Origin of the sequence: uncultured Maricaulis sp., assembly GCF_963976135.1 — a bacterium.
Lineage (GTDB): Bacteria > Pseudomonadota > Alphaproteobacteria > Caulobacterales > Maricaulaceae > Maricaulis.
On sequence record NZ_CAXBKN010000066.1, the window covers coordinates 1 to 16,715 of the forward strand.

Consider the following 16,715-nt stretch of genomic DNA (forward strand, 5'->3'; position numbering starts at 1 on the left):
ACCGCAAACGAAGAATGACCCGCCAGAACAGCAGCGCCGGCGGGTCATCATTGAGATATCAGATCATGCCATTGCCGGGGTAGAGGGCGAGGTATCGGGCGAGGTATGAGACCAGGCATGGTCCCAGCGCCGGCACGAATCCGGGCATGAATCCGGGCGCAAACCCCGGCATGAGGCCAGCGCGCACTCGATGGCGGTGAGCGCAGGCCCCCTACGCCTTAGTGATAGCGGCGGATCAGACCGACCAGCTTGCCCTGGACCTTGACCCGGTCGGGGCCGAAAATTCGCGTTTCATAGGCCGGGTTGGCCGCTTCCAGGGCAATCGATCCGCCCTTCTTGCGCAGGCGTTTCAGCGTCGCTTCCTCGTCATCGACCAGGGCAACGACAATCTCGCCGCTATCGGCCGACTGGCCGCGCCGGATCAAGACAATATCGCCATCGAGAATGCCGGCCTCGATCATCGAATCGCCATTCACCTCGAGGGCGAAATGCTCGCCGCCGCGCACCATGTCGGCGGGGAAGGCGAGGCGGTCGGTCTCGTGCTGGATCGCGGCGATCGGCACACCGGCGGCAATCCGGCCGAGCAGCGGGATCTCGACCGAGGCTTCCGGCGTATTCTCTTCGGCATTGCGCTTGAAATTGGCGCGCACGACATTGGCGCCAAGATCGGCATCGCCGGCCAGAGGCTGATCCAGGCTGGCGGCGGCAGATTCGGGCAGTTTGATCACTTCCAGCGCCCGTGCCCGGTGGGCCAGGCGGCGGATGAAGCCGCGCTCCTCCAGCGCCGTGATCAGGCGGTGAACGCCGGATTTCGAGGCCAGTTGCAGGGCCGTCTTCATTTCGTCGAAGGAGGGCGAGACGCCGGTATCCTTGATCCGGTTATGGATCAGAAGCAGAAGCTCGTGCTGTTTACGGGTGAGCAAGTCAGCCCCCTTTGACAAATGCCGGCACATCAACCGGAAGAACAAATCAGGAATGTGTGTGTTTGTTCTACAAAGGTTCCCGATTCAGGTCAAGCCGGGTTTTGCCAGTTCATCAAGGCGGCGGTGGCGGCGGTGACATCGTCCTGCCGCATCAGGCTTTCGCCGACCAGCAGCGCCCGGGCGCCGGCCGCCTGCAGGCGGGCGGCATCGGCGGCGGTGAATATCCCGCTCTCCGCGACCGGGAAAGCGGCGCCCGCCAGCATCGGTGCCAAAGTCTCGAACGTCTCCAGCGCGGTTTCGAAGGTGCGCAGATTGCGGTTATTCACCCCGATCAGCGGCGCGTCCAGCCCCAGCGCGCGCTCCATTTCCGGCGCGTCGTGCACCTCGACCAAGACATCGAGCGACCAGCGCGCCGCTTCCTCGATCAGGGCGCGGGCGGTCGCGTCATCGACGGCGGCGAGAATCACCAGGATGGCATCGGCGCCGAGCATGCGCGCCTCGGCGACCTGGTAAGGATCATAGAGAAAATCCTTGCGCAGCACCGGCAGCTCGCACGCCGCGCGCGCGGCAATGAGATAGCGGTCCGAACCCTGAAAGCTTGGCCCGTCGGTCAGGACGGACAGGCAGGTCGCGCCGCCGTCCTGATAGGCGCGGGCCAGCGCCGGCGGGTCGAAATCGGCGCGGATCAGGCCCTTGGACGGGCTCGCCTTCTTGATCTCGGCGATCAGGCCGAGGCCCTGGGCGTTGGCTGCCGCCTCAAGCGCGGCGTGAAAGCCGCGTACCGGCGGGGCATCTTCGGCCTGGGCCGCGATCTCGGCATAGGGCAGGGCGGCCTTGCAGGCGGCGATATGGTCGAGCTTGTAGGCGCCGATCCGCGCCAGCGTGTCGGGGACATCAGTCATCTCAGGCTTCCCCGCGCGAGATGGCGGCCATGCGCGCCAGCGCCGTGCGGGCGCGGCCATCATCGATCGCGGCGGCGGCCAGTTCGGCACCTTCGGCCAGGGTTTTGGCCTGGCCCGACAGGATCAGCGCCGCGCCGGCATTGAGCAGGACGATATCGCGAAACGCCCCGGCCTCGCCCTCAAGCAGGCGCAAGATGGCGGCGGCATTATAGGCCGGATCGCCGCCCTTGAGGTCGGCTTCGGTGGCGCGGGTGATGCCGGCATCCTCGGGCGTGACCGTATAGGTGGTGATCTCGCCATCGCGCAGCTGCGCCACATCGGTCCCGGTGGTGGTGGTGATCTCGTCCATCCCGTCCTGGCCGCAGATCACCAGTGCATGCTCACAGCCCAGATCGCGCAGCGCCTCGGCCATCGGCTGTAGCCAGCGCTGGTCATAAACCCCGAGCAATTGCCGCTTCACGCCGGCCGGATTGGCCAGCGGGCCGAGCAGGTTGAACAGGGTGCGCACGCCGAGATTCTTGCGCGCGCTGGCGACATGGCGCACGGCGCTATGGTGGGCCGGCGCGAACAGGAAGCCGACCCCGGCCTCGGTCAGCGAACGCTCGACGGCATCGCGCGGACAATCCAGCTTCACCCCGAGCTCGGCGAGCACGTCCGAGGAGCCCGATTGCGAGGAGGCGGCGCGATTGCCGTGCTTGGCGACGATGGCGCCGGCTCCGGCGGCCACGATCGCGGCAGCGGTTGAGATATTATACGCCCCCTTGCCATCGCCGCCGGTACCGCAGGTATCGATCGCGCCCTCGGGCGCTCTGATCGTCGCCATGCGGCCGCGCAGGACCCGTGCCCCGGCGGCAATATCCTCGGGCCGCTCGCCCAGCGCGGCGAGCCCCATCAGAAAGCCGCCGATCGCCGCATCGGGCGCATCGCCTTCCATCAATTGGTCAAAAGCGCCGGAGATGTGTGCAGTCTCGGGCCGCTGGCCCTGGCTGAAGGCCTGCAGGCATAGGGCAAGATGGTTCATACCAGTCTCTCGATTTTTGAATATTCGTGTCGGATCGATCATCGCGCCATCGGCGCGCGCGCTACAAGCTTGCCGTCAAGCCGCGCCATCGACCGTCAACCACCAGGTATCGAACGCGCGTCACCGCCACACGCCCGCCACGCGGCGCGATGGCCGCGCGGGGATGGGCGGGAAGGGCGGATGAGATCGGCATACCGGCTGACTTTCAGTTGAACCAAGCGAACCGGTGAAGTGATAATGCGGGTAGGGGCGGTTTTCAATGCGGGGGGTGAGTGGAGAGGGTAGCACCGGTCGGGCACCGCCGGGACATGCTTCGGCTTTGCCGGTGCGTGTCCCAGGCGGCAGCTGATAAACAATTGCTGGTAGACTGGCCAATCCCCGGTGGAGGCATGTGGACATGCAATATTCAATCAAAACCCTTGTCGAGGTCGACCGGACGCGGTTCGAGGTTGCCGATGGCGATATTGTCTCGGATACCTCGGATTCGCTGCCCAAGGCGATTCTCGCGCGTCTCGATCTGAAACCCCACTATCCCGAAGTTGGGGAAAACCAGTTTGATGACCACCTCTATGGCCTCAAGCCTGCGGATTTAAAGGGCATGGAAGACCTGTCTGTAGTGATCCCTGCTGATTCCCTTGATGAGGTTGCGGCCAAGCTGGCGCGCGCGCTGAATTGCCTCGACATCCTGTCCCGCCACCTGGACCGTGCGATGGCGAGGACACACTGCTGCATCACTCTCGTTGTTTGGGCGAAGTAAGGCTGAACAGAGCGCCGCGCGACCGAGCGAGGTGTCTATGAGCCGTATGGGCTTCCAACGTGGAAGGGGCTCGGCATGCTTTTCAATGCGGGGGGGAGCGAGCAGGTCGCCTTCAAGTAGACTGGAGCGTCTTCCCGGCTTGTTCAGTGCCAACGCTATAAGCCGTTGTCATCCCTGACGAATGCCCGGACGCGTCAGCGATCCGGGCGCAGATCAGGGACCCAGACGCCCGACGGTTGGCATCCGGCCTCGTCCCTCCAGTCTGGATGGTTTTGCGATGGTGGTTCTAGGTCCCTGATCTGCGCCCCGCCTTCGCGGGGCATCCGTCAGGGATGACAAGGTTTTGAGAATACATGGGGACACACACCATTATTGCGCTTCGCGGGCATGCGCCTTGACGACTCTGAACCCCGGTGGCTGAATCTCGGCATGAGCTTCAAGGCGGGGACCGGGCGCTGCGGCTGCCCGTCTTTCCCGCAAGGGCCAGTTCAGCGTCATTCCAGCGCAGGCTGGAACCCAGATTCAGGCGCCGCCGTGAAATAGGTTTGCACCTATTCTCCAACCATTTGAGTGCTATGAGCTGGGTTCCAGCCTGCGCTGGAATGACGCCGTTTTAGCGGTTGTGGACCTATGGAGTCGCGCGGTGTCCGTCGGCCGGTCATGGTGTTACCTGGGCCCGCGCCAAAAATAATCTTATCCCCACCCCTCCAGGCCTCGCCGCATAATACCGGCATGACAGGTATCCAGAGAGATGAAGTTGAGCGGGCGAGATTGCAGGCCCGGGCGCGGGCCCTGCGGGAGCAGGGGCTGACGATGGCACAAGTGTCCGATGAGACGGGGGTGTCGGAGACGACGCTCAATCGATGGGCGCGGCGCGGTAGCTGGCGGCTGTCGGATATGGCCGGCAAGGCACCGGGCGTCGCGGCGGTGTCGCTGGATGCGAATATCCCGGACGATATTCCCGATCTGCCGCCGGAGGAGGCGGCCTCGGTGCTGGTGGCGCGGGCGAGCCGCTATGCGCTGGCGGGGCAGATGGCGCGCTCGGCGGTGGCGGCCAGGCTGGCGCGGCAATTGATCGAACTCTCCCTGCGTCAGGCGGAAGTGGCGGCGCTGAAGGCGAAGGCCGACCTGGCCTCGCGCCGGCGCCTGCCTGCGGAGCTGGTCGGCCTGCCGCTGGACGAGGATTGCCGCCCGCTGGAATTTCCCGAGGGCTGGGACATGGCCCGGGCTGAAAAGGAGGGGCGTATGGATCTGGTTCCGATCGAGCGCTTGCGTGATGATTTGCGCGAACGCTTGATCGTGAATCCCCCGGCCTGGATGCGGGACCGCGACCAGGAGGCCGGCGAGCAGGCGGGCCAGGATGCCGAGGAGGAGGCGGCCGATCCCGAACAGTGCGAAACGGCCGAAAATCCCCCCGCCGCGATGACAGACGATGACAGGCTGACAGACGCGCCAACCGGGTCTGTCACGCCGGAAACGCCTGCGGACACAGGGCCGCGGATACGTTCATTCTGGTGATGGCAGGATGGCAGACAGTTTTTCGGGTGACAGTCTGGATGGGCCGTCTGTCACGCCGCCTGACAGTGCGTCTCCCGGGTCATTTCGAGGAAATTGCGCAGCAGGTCATGGCCATGTTCCGAGGCGATCGATTCGGGGTGGAATTGCACGCCGTGGATCGGGCGCTCGATATGGCAAAGGCCCATGATTTCGCCGTCGCTGGTATGGGCGGTGGCGCGCAGGCTCGCTGGCAGGGTTTCCGGCTTGACGGCGAGAGAGTGATAGCGCGTCGCCGTGAAGGGGCTGGGCAGGCCGGCGAACAGGCCGGTGGCGTCATGGTCAATCGCGCTGGTCTTGCCGTGCATGATCTGCTTGGCCGCGATGACATCACCGCCAAAGGCCTGGCCGATCGCCTGGTGACCGAGGCAGACGCCGAGCAGGGGCAGGTCGGCGGGGAGCTGGCGGATGATGTCGAGACAGATGCCGGCACGGTCCGGATCACAGGGGCCGGGCGAGAGGATGATACCCGCCGGCTGCAGCGCCAGGGCCTCGGCTGCACTCATGGCGTCATTGCGGATGACGCGCGTCGTCGCCCCCAATTCCTGGAAATAATGCACCAGGTTGAAGGTGAAACTGTCGTAATTGTCGATGATGAGCAGCATGCAGGGCCTCCGTCGCGGCAAACTAGGGCGATTGTACCGCGCCGCCAATCCCGCGACGTGGTTAACGCGGCATTAATCAGCTCAGGGCCAGCTGGTGACATGCCATCCAGATCCGTCAAATCGATTCGCCCGCATAATGCCGCCATGCCTGCCCTGGCAGGGGCGGTGGTTGCGTCGGCCTATCTGGCGGCGGCGGTGGCCTTTTCAGTCGCGAACGCTGCGCCCGATCGCCCGATCCGCTCTGCGGCCCTGGCGGAGCCCACTGTGCAGGCTGAGACTCTGGCCGTCGCAGCGGTGAATGAGCCGGGGGCCGGAAGCGCTGTGCCCGTTCCTGCGCTGGACAGGCTGCCGGCCGCCAGTGCCATCGCCTCGGCCGAGGTCCGACTGCCGATTGCGGCACCGCTCACCAGCGGCGCAATTGCCGGGCATCCAAGCATCGCCCTGATCATTGATGATGTGGGCCTGGACGCTGCCGCCGCCGCGCGCGTGCTGGCCCTGGATGCTCCGCTGACCATTGCCATTCTGCCCTATGCCGAGGCGGCCGCCGCGACAGCCCTGGCGGCGCGGGCCGGTGGCCGCGATGTTCTGGTGCATGTGCCGATGGAACCGCTGGGCCTGGATGATCCGGGACCGCACGCCTTGCGCGTTGATCTCAGCGATCGTGATTTGCGCGCCCGCATCCGCTGGGCGATGGCCCGCGTGCCCGGCGCGATTGGCCTTAATAATCATATGGGTAGCCGTTTCACCGGTGATCCGCGGGCGCTGCGTGTCGCCCTCGGCGCGATTGCCGATCAGGGCCCGCTCTTCATCGATTCCATGACCATCGCCGATAGTCGCGGTTACGCCGTCGCTGAAGGTCTGGGACTGCCGGTCCTGCGCCGGGATATTTTCCTCGACCACGTCATCGAGGCTGGTGCGATCCGGGCCCGCCTGGCCGAAGCCGAGACGCTGGCCCGCGCGCAGGGACATGCCGTCCTGATCGGGCATCCCCATGACGCCACGCTGGAGGCGCTGGAAAGCTGGATCGGCGAGGCCCGCGCGGCGGGCTTTGATTTCGTGACGGTGACGGCGCTGTCGGCGCAGCTGGCGCGTGCGCCGGCCGAGCAGATTTCGGCGTCAATCGTCCCCTGATTTCCTGCGACTGTCCCGGACAACATCCTCGGCGGCGCGAAACAGCGCCATCGCCTTGTTGACGGTCTCGACCCGTTCCGATTCCGGATCACTGTCGAGCACGACACCGGCCCCGGCCTGGACATGCATGCGGCCATCCTTGATCACCGCGGTGCGCAAGGCGATACAAGTGTCCATGCCGCCATCGGCGCTGAAATAGCCCACGGCGCCGGCATAAATCCCGCGCCGGTGCGGCTCCAGCTCGTCGATAATTTCCATCGCCCGCACCTTGGGGGCACCCGAGACGGTGCCGGCCGGAAAGCCGGCGAACAGGGCCGAGACGGCGTCCTCGCCTGTCGCCAGATCGCCTTCGACATTCGAGACGATGTGCATCACATGGCTGTAGCGCTCGACATTCTCGCGCGAGGTGATGCGCACACTGCCCGGTCTGGCGATGCGGCCGACATCATTGCGGCCCAGGTCGAGCAGCATCAGATGTTCCGAGCGCTCCTTGGGATCGGCCAGCAGATCGGCCTCCAGCGCATCATCCTCGGCCGGGGTCGCACCGCGCGGCCGGGTGCCGGCGATCGGGCGGATCGTGACGGTATCATCGCGCAGCCGCACCAGGATTTCCGGACTGGAGCCGGCAATCTCGAACCCGTCCATGCGGAAATAGAACAGGAAAGGCGAGGGGTTGAGACGGCGCAGCGAGCGATACAGCCAGAAGGAATCATCGCTGAATGGCGTCGAAAACCGCTGGCTCGGCACGATCTGGAAGGCATCGCCCGCGCGGATATAATTGCGGGCCTTCTCGACCGCCGCGCGATAGGCCGCCTCGCTTTGATTGGAGCTGATCTCACCCGTCCGGCCGGCCGGCGCGGCGATCACAGGCAGCGGGCCGGCGAGGATATCGAGGGTCGCCTGCAGCCGCGCGGCCGCCGCGTCATAGGCGGTGCGGGCCGTTTCGCCCGGCGCTGGACGGATCGTGCAATAGACCTGGATTTCCTGCTTCAGCGCATCGAACACGACCACGGTTCGTGGCCGGATCAGACAGGCTTCCGGCGTGCCGAGCGGGTCGGGCGCGGCGTTCTCGGGCAGTTTTTCCAGATAGCGCACCATGTCATAGCCGACATAGCCAAACAGGCCGGCGGCGATAGAGGGGGCGCCATCGGGCAGGGCGCAATGCGCATCTTCGATGACGGCGCGCAGGGCGGTCATCGGGTCGGCATCGAGATTCGTGAATTTTCGCGCCTCAATCGCAGCGCCCCGTGCTTCGCTGGCGACGCCATCCCGGCATTGCCAGATCAGGTCCGGATCGAGCCCGATCGCCGAATAGCGGCCGCGCCAGGCCCCGCCCTCGACGGATTCCAGCAGACAGGCATGACCATCCGCCTGGGCGAGCTTGAGATAGGCGGCGACCGGGGTCAGCAGATCGTCCGGCTTGCGGGCCTGCAGGATGACCGGCTCGCCGGCGCCCAGACGCGCCTCGATAGCGGCAAAATCCGGGCTGGTCCGGCTTTGAGGCGCCGTCATCACGGCGTTTCGGTTTGGCCCAGTGCGGCCGCACGCAGACGCTGGTCGACCGAGCTGCCATCAATCTCGTATTCGCTCAGCAGAGCGGTCTGGGCCGAGACCAGGATGTCATCATTGATCTGGGTGGCAATGGCTGCGGCGCGCTGTTCAACTTCACCCAAGCCCGCCCGGGCCAGATCGGCCGGGAGGATCTCGTCGACGATGACAATCATGTGCGGACCGGCGCCCCGGCGAACGACCTGGCTGGGAATGCCCGGTTCGAGGCTGAAGGCCTGTCCGACGACATGGGCCGCAAAACTTCCGGCGGTCTCATCGCGTTTCAGGGTCGAGGTCTCGATGCGGCCACCCGAAGTCAGGACGACAAGTTCCATATCATCGCCGGCCTGCAGCTGGGCCAGGGCCTCGTCAGCGCGGGCCTGCAGCTGGGTGTCGGCTTCCGCGGCGCGCCAGATCGCCTCGGCCTGCTCGCGGACATCCTCCAGGGCACGGGGCTGGGAGGGGATGATGTCGTCGACCCGAAGGGTGAACCAGTCGGTCTCGTTATATTGCTCGAGATTGATGGCAAAGCCCGCGAATTGCTCGAAGGCGACGCGCAGGACATCGGAGGCCAGGGACTGGAAGCGTTCGAAATCAATCTCTCCATCCTGGGCGCGGGCATATTGATCAAGCGGCACATAGGCCTCCAGCGGAACACCGGCACGCTCGGCCGCATCTTCCAGGGTCGCACCATTGGAGCGCTCCTGTTCGAAGGCCGCCATGGCGTCATACATCGCGTTGGTGGCTTCGGCGCGCGCCGCTTCGGTGCGCAGCGCGTCGAGCTGGTCATCGAAGCTGGGCACAACCGCGTCGGTGGCGGCCGTGATCTGGATGGCGGACCAGCCGAAACTGCCTTCGATGGCGCCGGTCTCCCCCTCCGTCATCGCGAAAATCGCGATCGCGAGCTGGCTGTCCGGGACCTGATAGGCCTGGGCGTCGGTCTGGGACAATGGCGTGTCGAGCCCGAGCTCGGCAGCAATGGCTTCAGCCGATTCGCCCGCGGCAAGCCGGGCCGCGACTTGATCGGCCGTTGCCTGGTCAGGCGTGATGAGCTGGACGAAACTGCGTTGGGCCGGGGTGCCGAGTACACCATTTTCGACCTGGTAGTCATAGGTCTCGCGCAGAATCGATTCGTCGAGATCGACATCGAGGATGTAATCCTCGAGCTGGAAACGAACCAAGGTGATGGCGCGGAATTCCGGGGCATTGAAGACGGGCAAGCCAAGCCGGTCGACCTGGTCGGGATTGGCGTCGATGAAAGCCTGCAATTGCTCATCGGTCGGATCGGGAATCGGATCGGCTTCGGAGGCGTCGAGGATCAGGGCGCGAATGCGGCGTTGTTCCTGCTGCACGAGATAACGCGTCTCCGCCATGCGTGTCGGGTTCAGATCGCCTGCGGTGAGGGCGCCGGCCAGCTGCGAGCGGGTCATGTCCTCGGCGATGGAGCGTTCAAATTCCGCCGGCGCGTAGCGCGCATTCTGCAGGGCACTGCGATAGAGCGAGGCATCGAATGCGCCAGTGACCGGGTTGAGGAAGGCCTGGTAATTGCGCAATTCGGTGGTCAGGGCACGGTCGGAAGTAACAATGCCGAGTTCGCGCGCCTTGGCGTGGAAGGCAGCCTGCACGATCAGGCGCTGCAGGACCTGGTCGCCCAGCCCGGCTTGCAGGGCTTCTTCGCGCGTCAGGTCAGGATTCTGCTCCTGCACGGCCTGCATTTCACGTTCAAAGGCCTGCGCGAGTTCGCGCTGGCTGATCTGCTCATTGCCTACCACAACGACGGCTGTGCCGCTGCCGGTGAAAATGCCACTGACCCCATAGAGCGCAAAGCCCAATACCAGCAGGACGATGATCACCAGCGCGAAGGGCGATTGGGCGAATGCGCGAAAATTTGTCAGCATGGATTGGCAGGGCCTCTGGAAAGCAATGGCCGCAAGGTAACGGCGCAGATTCGCTGTCGCAAGCATCAGCGGCTGTGGCATCGGCAAATGCAGACGCTCAAGATTGCCGCCAGCGTGTTTGCGGCTTACTCCTGCGTCCAATCGGGTGTTGATGCGCCGGGAATAACGGGGGTGGGAGAAATGGGGGGCGAGATGACACGACGCATGCTGATTGCCGGGAACTGGAAGATGCATGGCCTGCGCTCGGATCTGGGTTTTTTCGACCAATTGGAGCCGCAAGCCGCCCTGGCAGCCGCGGCCGGGGTCGATGTTCTGGTCTGCCCACCGGCCACCTTGCTGGCCCCGGTCGCCGGGCATTGTGGCGATAGCGCCATTTTGATCGGCGCACAGGACTGTCACACGAATTCCAGCGGTGCGCACACCGGTGATGTCTCTGCCGGGATGGTTCGCGATGCCGGCGCCGGTTATGTGATTCTGGGACATTCCGAACGCCGCAGCGATCACGGCGAGACTTCGGCGCTGGTTTGCGCGAAGGCGGAAGCGGCGATCATGGCCGGCCTGATCCCGATCATCTGTGTCGGTGAAACGCGCGAGCAGCGCGAAGCCGGTGAGGCGTTCGGCATAGTCGGCGCACAATTGGCTGCCTCACTGCCCGCCGCGGCCCGGATGGCGGTAATAGCTTATGAGCCAGTGTGGGCAATCGGCACAGGTTTGACCGCATCACCCTCGGATGTCGCGCAAATGCATGCCTTTATCCGCACCCGATTGCCGCGTCCGGCCGGGACACGCATTCTCTATGGCGGGTCGGTCAAGCCTGGCAATGCTGGGGAGTTGATGGCGCTGGATGATGTTGACGGCGCGCTGGTCGGCGGTGCGAGTCTGGATATTGGGCAATTCGGGGCGATTATCGACGCTGCAATCCATGGATGTGCAGCGCAGTAAGTGGATTGAAACCTATTCCGGCAATGATGGCTTCAGATTTATGTCCTGAAGCATTGCCGGGGAGCGCACGGCGCATGACTGAAGTTGACTATGCCAGAGCCTCTGTCCTCCTGTTTGACCCCGTGCATGTCAATCAGCGCACTTCGCGTTACGCCCTGTTTGAAATGGGGTTTCGCAAGATTGAGACCGTGTCCAGCCTGACCGAATTCAAGTCGGCGCTGGCCGAGACCGCGCCCGCGCTTGTGGTCGCCGAGAGCAGTGCGACCGATGCAGATATCTTCCGACTGGTCCGTAGCGTGCGGCGCAGTGATCTGGGCCGCAATCCCTTTGTGGTCATCCTGCTGACGACCTGGAGCCGTGATACAACCCATATTCGCCGTGCCATTGAATGCGGTGCCGATGATGTCATCGTGCGGCCTTTCTCGACAATGTTTGCGGCCGAGCGCGTGCGGACACTGATCCGGGACCGCAAGGATTTCATTGTCACAAGCGATTATATCGGACCGGATCGCCGCAAGAGCACGGACCGCGATTCTGATACGCAACCGCTTACCGTGCCAAATTTCCTGCAGGCAATTGTCAATGGCGATGACGCTGCGATTGAGCGGGCCAGCAGCTGGGCTCGCGAAGCCAAGGATGTGATCATTGCCGAACGCCTGCGGCGCCTGGCGATGCGGATCGTCATTTCCGTCGAGATCCAGCTGACCAAGCCTGAAAACAGTACGGTTTCAGTGCGCCTCGATGTGGCGGACATGGCCCGTACGGCCCGCGAATTACGCGTGCAGATGGTCAAGGCATCCCGGACCGAAGCAGCGGAAGTTGCAGCCGCCCTGATCGACCAGATCGGTGCGCTGGGTGACGGTACGGGGGCGACCCCGCGCACGCTGCAGCTGATCAAGGAGTTGTCGATGGCGACCTATGCCGCCTACGCCAATGGCGAATCGCTGGAACGCTCCAAGGACGAGATCGAGCGGACGGTGGCCAATCTGAGGGTCCGCCTGCAGACCCGCTCGGCCGACGAACGGATCCGGGCCCAGATCGAAGCGGCCAAAGCCAAGGATGCCGGGGACGCAGAGGCTACGGCAGACGAAACTGGCCAAGCCGCCGGTGCTGGTATAAAACGCGCCGCCATGTGACCGGGTTGCATGCGGGCGGGCCGGGGGCCATGTCTGCAGGGCAGAACCCAAATCTCAGGCGGTATTCATGACAAACGTGCTTCTCATCATCCAGCTTCTGGTGGCGATTGCCCTGGTGGCAGTGATTCTGCTGCAACAATCCGAGGGCGGCGCGCTTGGAGTTGGCGGCGGCGCGGGCGGCGGCATGATGAGCGGTCGCGGCGCAGCCAGTGCGCTGACGCGGACGACGATGATTCTCGGGGCATTGTTCATCGGCAATTCCATCCTTCTGGCCGTCGTGGTCGGCGTGAATTCCGAAGGCCAGAGCGTGTTTGAGCGTAATGCCGATGCGGTCCTGCCGAGCCTCCCAGCCGAAGACGAACCCTCTGACGGCGTTCCGACAGACGGCTGAGCCGAACGAAATCCACAGTCAAATTTGAAATTGCGCCTTTCGGGACGCACGAATCTCCGATAGGCAGATTGCCCATGCCGCGATATATCTTCATCACCGGCGGCGTGGTCTCCTCGCTCGGAAAAGGCCTCGCTTCAGCCGCCCTTGGCGCCTTGCTGCAAGCACGCGGCTATTCGGTGCGTCTGCGCAAGCTCGACCCCTATCTCAATGTCGACCCCGGAACGATGTCGCCCTATCAGCATGGCGAATGCTATGTGACGGATGACGGCGCGGAGACCGATCTCGATCTGGGGCATTACGAGCGCTTTACCGGCGTGCCGGCGAGCCAGTCCGACAATATCACCACCGGGCGCGTCTATCAGCGCATCATCGAGCGCGAGCGGCGCGGCGATTATCTCGGCGCGACCGTGCAGGTCATCCCGCACGTCACCGACATCATCAAGCAATTCGTCCTGTCCGACGCCGGCGATGCCGATTTCGTTCTGTGCGAGATTGGCGGCACGGTCGGGGATATCGAGGGCCTGCCTTTCTTCGAGGCGATCCGCCAGCTCGGCCAGGAACTCGGCCATGAGCGCGCCGTCTTCGTGCACGTCACCTTGCTGCCCTTCATCAAGGTGGCTGGCGAGATGAAGACCAAGCCAACGCAGCACTCGGTCAAGGAATTGCGCTCGATCGGCATCCAGCCCGACATCCTGCTCTGCCGCTGCGAGATTCCGATTCCGCCCGGCGACAAGCGCAAGATTGGTCTTTTCTGCAATGTGCGCGAGAGCGCGGTCATCGAAGGGATGGACGCTGCATCGCTGTATGATGTGCCGCTCGCTTACCACAAGGAAGGCCTCGACCGGGAAGTCCTGCGCTGTTTCGGCATTGGTGATGCGCCCGAGCCGGATCTGACCAAATGGCACAAGATTTCCCAGACGATTGCCGAGCCCGATGGCGAGGTTACGATCGGGATTGTCGGCAAATATGTTGGCCTGCTCGACGCCTATAAATCGCTGATCGAGGCGCTGGCCCATGGCGGTATCGCCAATGGCGTCAAGGTCAAGCTGAGATGGCTCGATAGCGAGCAGTTCGAAAAAGACGATCCGTTCGCGCCCCTCGAGGATGTTCACGCCGTGCTGGTGCCCGGCGGCTTTGGTGGCCGTGGCGCCGAAGGCAAGGTCGCCGCAGCGCGCTTCGCCCGCGAGCGCAAGATTCCCTTCTTCGGCATTTGCTACGGCATGCAGATGGCGGTGCTCGAAGCGGCGCGCGATATGGCCGGGATCGAGCATGCGACCTCCAGCGAGATCGACGAGAATGGCGAGCCGGTGATCGGCCTGCTGACCGAATGGTCGCGCGGCAATGAGGTGGAGACCCGTTCGGAAGCCGACGACAAGGGCGGCACGATGCGGCTCGGCGCCTATCCGGCCGTACTCGCCGAGGGCAGCCGCGTGCGCGAGATCTATGGCACCAGCCATATCGAGGAGCGCCACCGTCACCGCTATGAGGTCAATATCGCGTACAGGCAAAGGCTTGAAGAGGCCGGTCTGATTTTCTCCGGCATGTCGCCCGATGGCATTTTGCCGGAAATCGTCGAGATCAGGGATCATCCCTGGTATATCGGCGTGCAATTCCATCCCGAGCTGAAATCACGGCCGTTCGAGCCACACCCGCTATTTGCCAGCTTTGTCGCCGCGGCGCTTGAACAAAGCCGGATGGTCTGATCTGGACCGGATGCAATGCCCGGCCGGATTTTTCCGCCGGGATGCATCCAATCACAATCCCACATGCATCATGGATGAAGGGCGCTATTCTGCCCGGCATGGATGAGTGATGGGAGATGAATATGCGCAATCTGGTTTTGACGGCCATCGCGGCCGCGACACTCTCGGCAGGGCTTGCGGCCGCCGAGGATGTTCAACAACTCGACCTGACAGGCTTTGACAGCATCAATGCCGGTGGCGGTTACCAGCTGGTCGTCACGGTTGGCGAGACATGGTCGGTGAATATCGAGGGCGATGCCGATGATTTCGACCGCCTCAAGGCCGAGGTCGATGGCGACGAACTCTCCCTGCGCCAGCGCACCCGGTTATTCCAGCGAAACCGCGGGCTTGATCTGACGGTGCGGGTCACGATGCCGGCCGTTGAGGCGCTTGATTTTCACCGCGGCATCGCCAGTCACGTGTCCGGTATTGCCAGTGATTCCCTGTCCGTCGAAGTCAGCACCGGCGCCGAAGTCCGGCTTTCGGGGACATGCGGCCGGCTCGATCTGGATCTTTCCACGGGGGGTGTGCTGAGCGCGCGTGACCTGGTGTGCCAGTCCGTGGACATCGATTCCTCGACCGGCGGCGAAGCCCGTGTCTTTGCCAGCGACCGCGCCGAGGCGAGCGCGTCGACCGGCGCCTCGATCCGGATATTCGGCCAACCGGCCGAGCGCGAGACGCGCGCTTCGATGGGCGGGGAAATCCGCTTTGACCGCGGCGATTAACGCGCCAGTTCGGCCAGCACATCGATCGCCATCATCACATCCTCGCGGGTGCAGTCGAACTGGCCGACCTGGAAGCGGATGACAAATTGGCCGTCATGCACGGTCTGGGTCAGATAGGTGCGGCCGTCGGCATTGATGCGATCGAGCAGATCGCGGGTCGCAGCCTCGCCCTGGTAGCGGAAGGTGAACAGGCTGAAGCGGCACGGCGTTACAATCTCGAAGCCGGGCAGGGCGGCAATCGCCGCCTGCGCTTCGCGCGCCCAGGCGATGTGATTGCGGATCCGGCTGCGCAGCCCCTCCAGCCCGTAGGCGCGGATCAGGAACCATAATTTCAGCGCCCGGAAACGGCGGCCGAGCGGCACGGTCCATTCGCTGTAATTGACCAGGCCTTCGGCGCCGCCATCATCGAGGCCGGGCGTTTCGAGATAATCCGGCCGCAGACCGAGCGTGCGCACTTGCGGGCCCGGATCGGCGAGGAACTGGATCGAGCAGTCGAACTGGGCGCCGAGCCATTTGTGCGGATTGAAAACGATCGAATCCGCGCCCTCCACCCCGGTCCAGACCGTGCGCAATTCCGGACAGATCATCGCCGAGCCCGCCCAGGCCGCGTCAACATGGCTGTAGAGGCCTTGCGCCGCCGCGATGGCAAGGATGGCGGCAATCGGGTCGGAGGCGCCCACCGAGGTCCCACCGACGCACAGCACGACACCGGCGGGGACATGGCCGGCGGCGCGGTCGGCGGCGATGGCGGCGCTTAGCGCTTCGGGGCGCATTGAATCGGTCTCATCGGAGGGGATTTTGACCAGATTTTCCTGACCGATCCCGGCAATGCGGATCGCCTTGTCGATCGAGGAATGCGCCTGGGCCGAGGCATAGATGCGCAGGCGTGGCTGGCCAGACAGGCCGGCGGTATTGCCCGACCAGCCGAGGGCACGCTCGCGCATGGTCAGGATGGCGGCGAGGGTGGCGGAGGAGGCGCTGTCCTGGATCACGCCGCGGAAACCGGCCGGCAACCCAAGTGCCTGGCGCATCCAGTCGACCATGCGGGTTTCCAGCTCGGTCGCCGCCGGCGAGGTCTGCCACAGCATGCATTGCGCCGCCATCGCGGCCGTGAGCTGTTCGGCCAGCATCGAGGCCGGCGCGGCATTGGCGGGGAAATAGGCGAAGAAGCGCGGATGCTGCCAATGCGTCATGCCATCGGGCACGATGGCTTCGAAATCGGCAAAGATGCGCTCCATCGCTTCGGCGCCTTCCGGCGGCGCGGCGGGGAGCTGGCGCAATATGTCGCCGGGCTGCGTCTGGGCGCGCACCGGGCGGTCGCGCAAATTGCCGAGATAATCGACGGTCCAGTCGGCAATCCGCCGGGCCCAGAGGCCGTATTGTTCCAGATCCATGGCCTGTCCTGCCTGTGATGGTGTTGCCCGGGTCCAGTTCGCAAAA

Annotated in this window: 15 protein-coding genes; 8 read left to right on the forward strand and 7 right to left on the reverse strand. The window is 64.4% G+C overall.

Annotation, left to right across the window (positions count from 1 at the left end):
* Nucleotides 1–218: 218 nt before the first annotated feature.
* The 3 genes from lexA to trpD form a co-directional block, all read right to left on the reverse strand.
* Complete coding sequence (lexA, locus tag AAC023_RS09770) at nt 219–923, reverse strand: transcriptional repressor LexA (protein ID WP_339740641.1); 705 nt, start codon at nt 921–923, stop codon at nt 219–221.
* A gap of 89 nt (nt 924–1,012) precedes the next feature.
* Nucleotides 1,013–1,825: an indole-3-glycerol phosphate synthase TrpC gene (gene trpC, locus AAC023_RS09775; protein WP_339740643.1), complete on the reverse strand. Its 813-nt coding sequence runs from the start codon at nt 1,823–1,825 to the stop codon at nt 1,013–1,015.
* Between the two features lies 1 nt (nt 1,826).
* Nucleotides 1,827–2,846: an anthranilate phosphoribosyltransferase gene (gene trpD / locus AAC023_RS09780; RefSeq protein ID WP_339740645.1), complete on the reverse strand. Its 1,020-nt coding sequence runs from the start codon at nt 2,844–2,846 to the stop codon at nt 1,827–1,829.
* 397 nt (nt 2,847–3,243) lie between these two features.
* Between trpD and AAC023_RS09785 the strand changes: the two genes are divergently transcribed.
* The gene (locus AAC023_RS09785; RefSeq protein WP_339740648.1) at nt 3,244–3,603 is read left to right on the forward strand and encodes a hypothetical protein; all 360 of its coding nucleotides are present in this window, start codon (nt 3,244–3,246) and stop codon (nt 3,601–3,603) included.
* Nucleotides 3,604–4,416: 813 nt separating this feature from the next.
* On the forward strand, nt 4,417–5,121 hold the full coding sequence (locus AAC023_RS09790; RefSeq protein WP_339740650.1) for a hypothetical protein: 705 nt from the start codon (nt 4,417–4,419) through the stop codon (nt 5,119–5,121).
* A 50-nt stretch (nt 5,122–5,171) separates the two neighbouring features.
* Here AAC023_RS09790 and AAC023_RS09795 read toward each other — a convergent pair whose 3' ends face one another.
* Nucleotides 5,172–5,762 carry an aminodeoxychorismate/anthranilate synthase component II gene (locus AAC023_RS09795; RefSeq protein WP_339740652.1) on the reverse strand — a complete coding sequence of 197 codons (591 nt, stop codon included), beginning with the start codon at nt 5,760–5,762 and terminating at the stop codon, nt 5,172–5,174.
* A 99-nt stretch (nt 5,763–5,861) separates the two neighbouring features.
* Between AAC023_RS09795 and AAC023_RS09800 the strand changes: the two genes are divergently transcribed.
* Nucleotides 5,862–6,893, forward strand: coding sequence for a divergent polysaccharide deacetylase family protein (locus tag AAC023_RS09800; RefSeq protein WP_339740655.1), 1,032 nt, complete (start codon nt 5,862–5,864; stop codon nt 6,891–6,893).
* On the opposite strand, the gene trpE is transcribed toward AAC023_RS09800, so the two are convergent.
* Both trpE and AAC023_RS09810 read right to left on the reverse strand, forming a co-directional pair.
* Nucleotides 6,879–8,405 (reverse strand): anthranilate synthase component I, encoded by a 1,527-nt coding sequence (trpE, locus tag AAC023_RS09805; protein WP_339740658.1) that lies wholly within the window; start codon nt 8,403–8,405, stop codon nt 6,879–6,881. The genes AAC023_RS09800 and trpE overlap by 15 nt on opposite strands.
* Nucleotides 8,405–10,339: a SurA N-terminal domain-containing protein gene (locus tag AAC023_RS09810; RefSeq protein ID WP_339740660.1), complete on the reverse strand. Its 1,935-nt coding sequence runs from the start codon at nt 10,337–10,339 to the stop codon at nt 8,405–8,407. The genes trpE and AAC023_RS09810 overlap by 1 nt, the downstream gene beginning before the upstream one ends.
* A gap of 192 nt (nt 10,340–10,531) precedes the next feature.
* Here AAC023_RS09810 and tpiA point away from each other — a divergent pair, with 192 nt between their 5' ends.
* From tpiA to AAC023_RS09835, 5 genes are all read left to right on the forward strand, one after another.
* A complete protein-coding gene (tpiA, locus tag AAC023_RS09815) occupies nt 10,532–11,281 on the forward strand; it encodes a triose-phosphate isomerase (protein WP_339740662.1) in 750 nt (249 codons plus the stop codon).
* A gap of 74 nt (nt 11,282–11,355) precedes the next feature.
* Complete coding sequence (locus AAC023_RS09820; RefSeq protein WP_339740665.1) at nt 11,356–12,417, forward strand: response regulator receiver protein; 1,062 nt, start codon at nt 11,356–11,358, stop codon at nt 12,415–12,417.
* Between the two features lie 67 nt (nt 12,418–12,484).
* Nucleotides 12,485–12,808 (forward strand): preprotein translocase subunit SecG, encoded by a 324-nt coding sequence (secG, locus tag AAC023_RS09825; protein WP_339740667.1) that lies wholly within the window; start codon nt 12,485–12,487, stop codon nt 12,806–12,808.
* A 74-nt stretch (nt 12,809–12,882) separates the two neighbouring features.
* The gene (locus AAC023_RS09830; protein WP_339740669.1) at nt 12,883–14,511 is read left to right on the forward strand and encodes a CTP synthase; all 1,629 of its coding nucleotides are present in this window, start codon (nt 12,883–12,885) and stop codon (nt 14,509–14,511) included.
* 122 nt (nt 14,512–14,633) lie between these two features.
* Nucleotides 14,634–15,275, forward strand: a complete 642-nt coding sequence (locus AAC023_RS09835) for a head GIN domain-containing protein (protein WP_339740671.1) — start codon at nt 14,634–14,636, stop codon at nt 15,273–15,275.
* On the opposite strand, the gene AAC023_RS09840 is transcribed toward AAC023_RS09835, so the two are convergent.
* Nucleotides 15,272–16,715 (reverse strand): pyridoxal-dependent decarboxylase (locus AAC023_RS09840; RefSeq protein WP_339740673.1); only part of this gene is annotated, 1,444 nt, incomplete at its 5' end. The two genes, AAC023_RS09835 and AAC023_RS09840, sit on opposite strands and share 4 nt — an antisense overlap.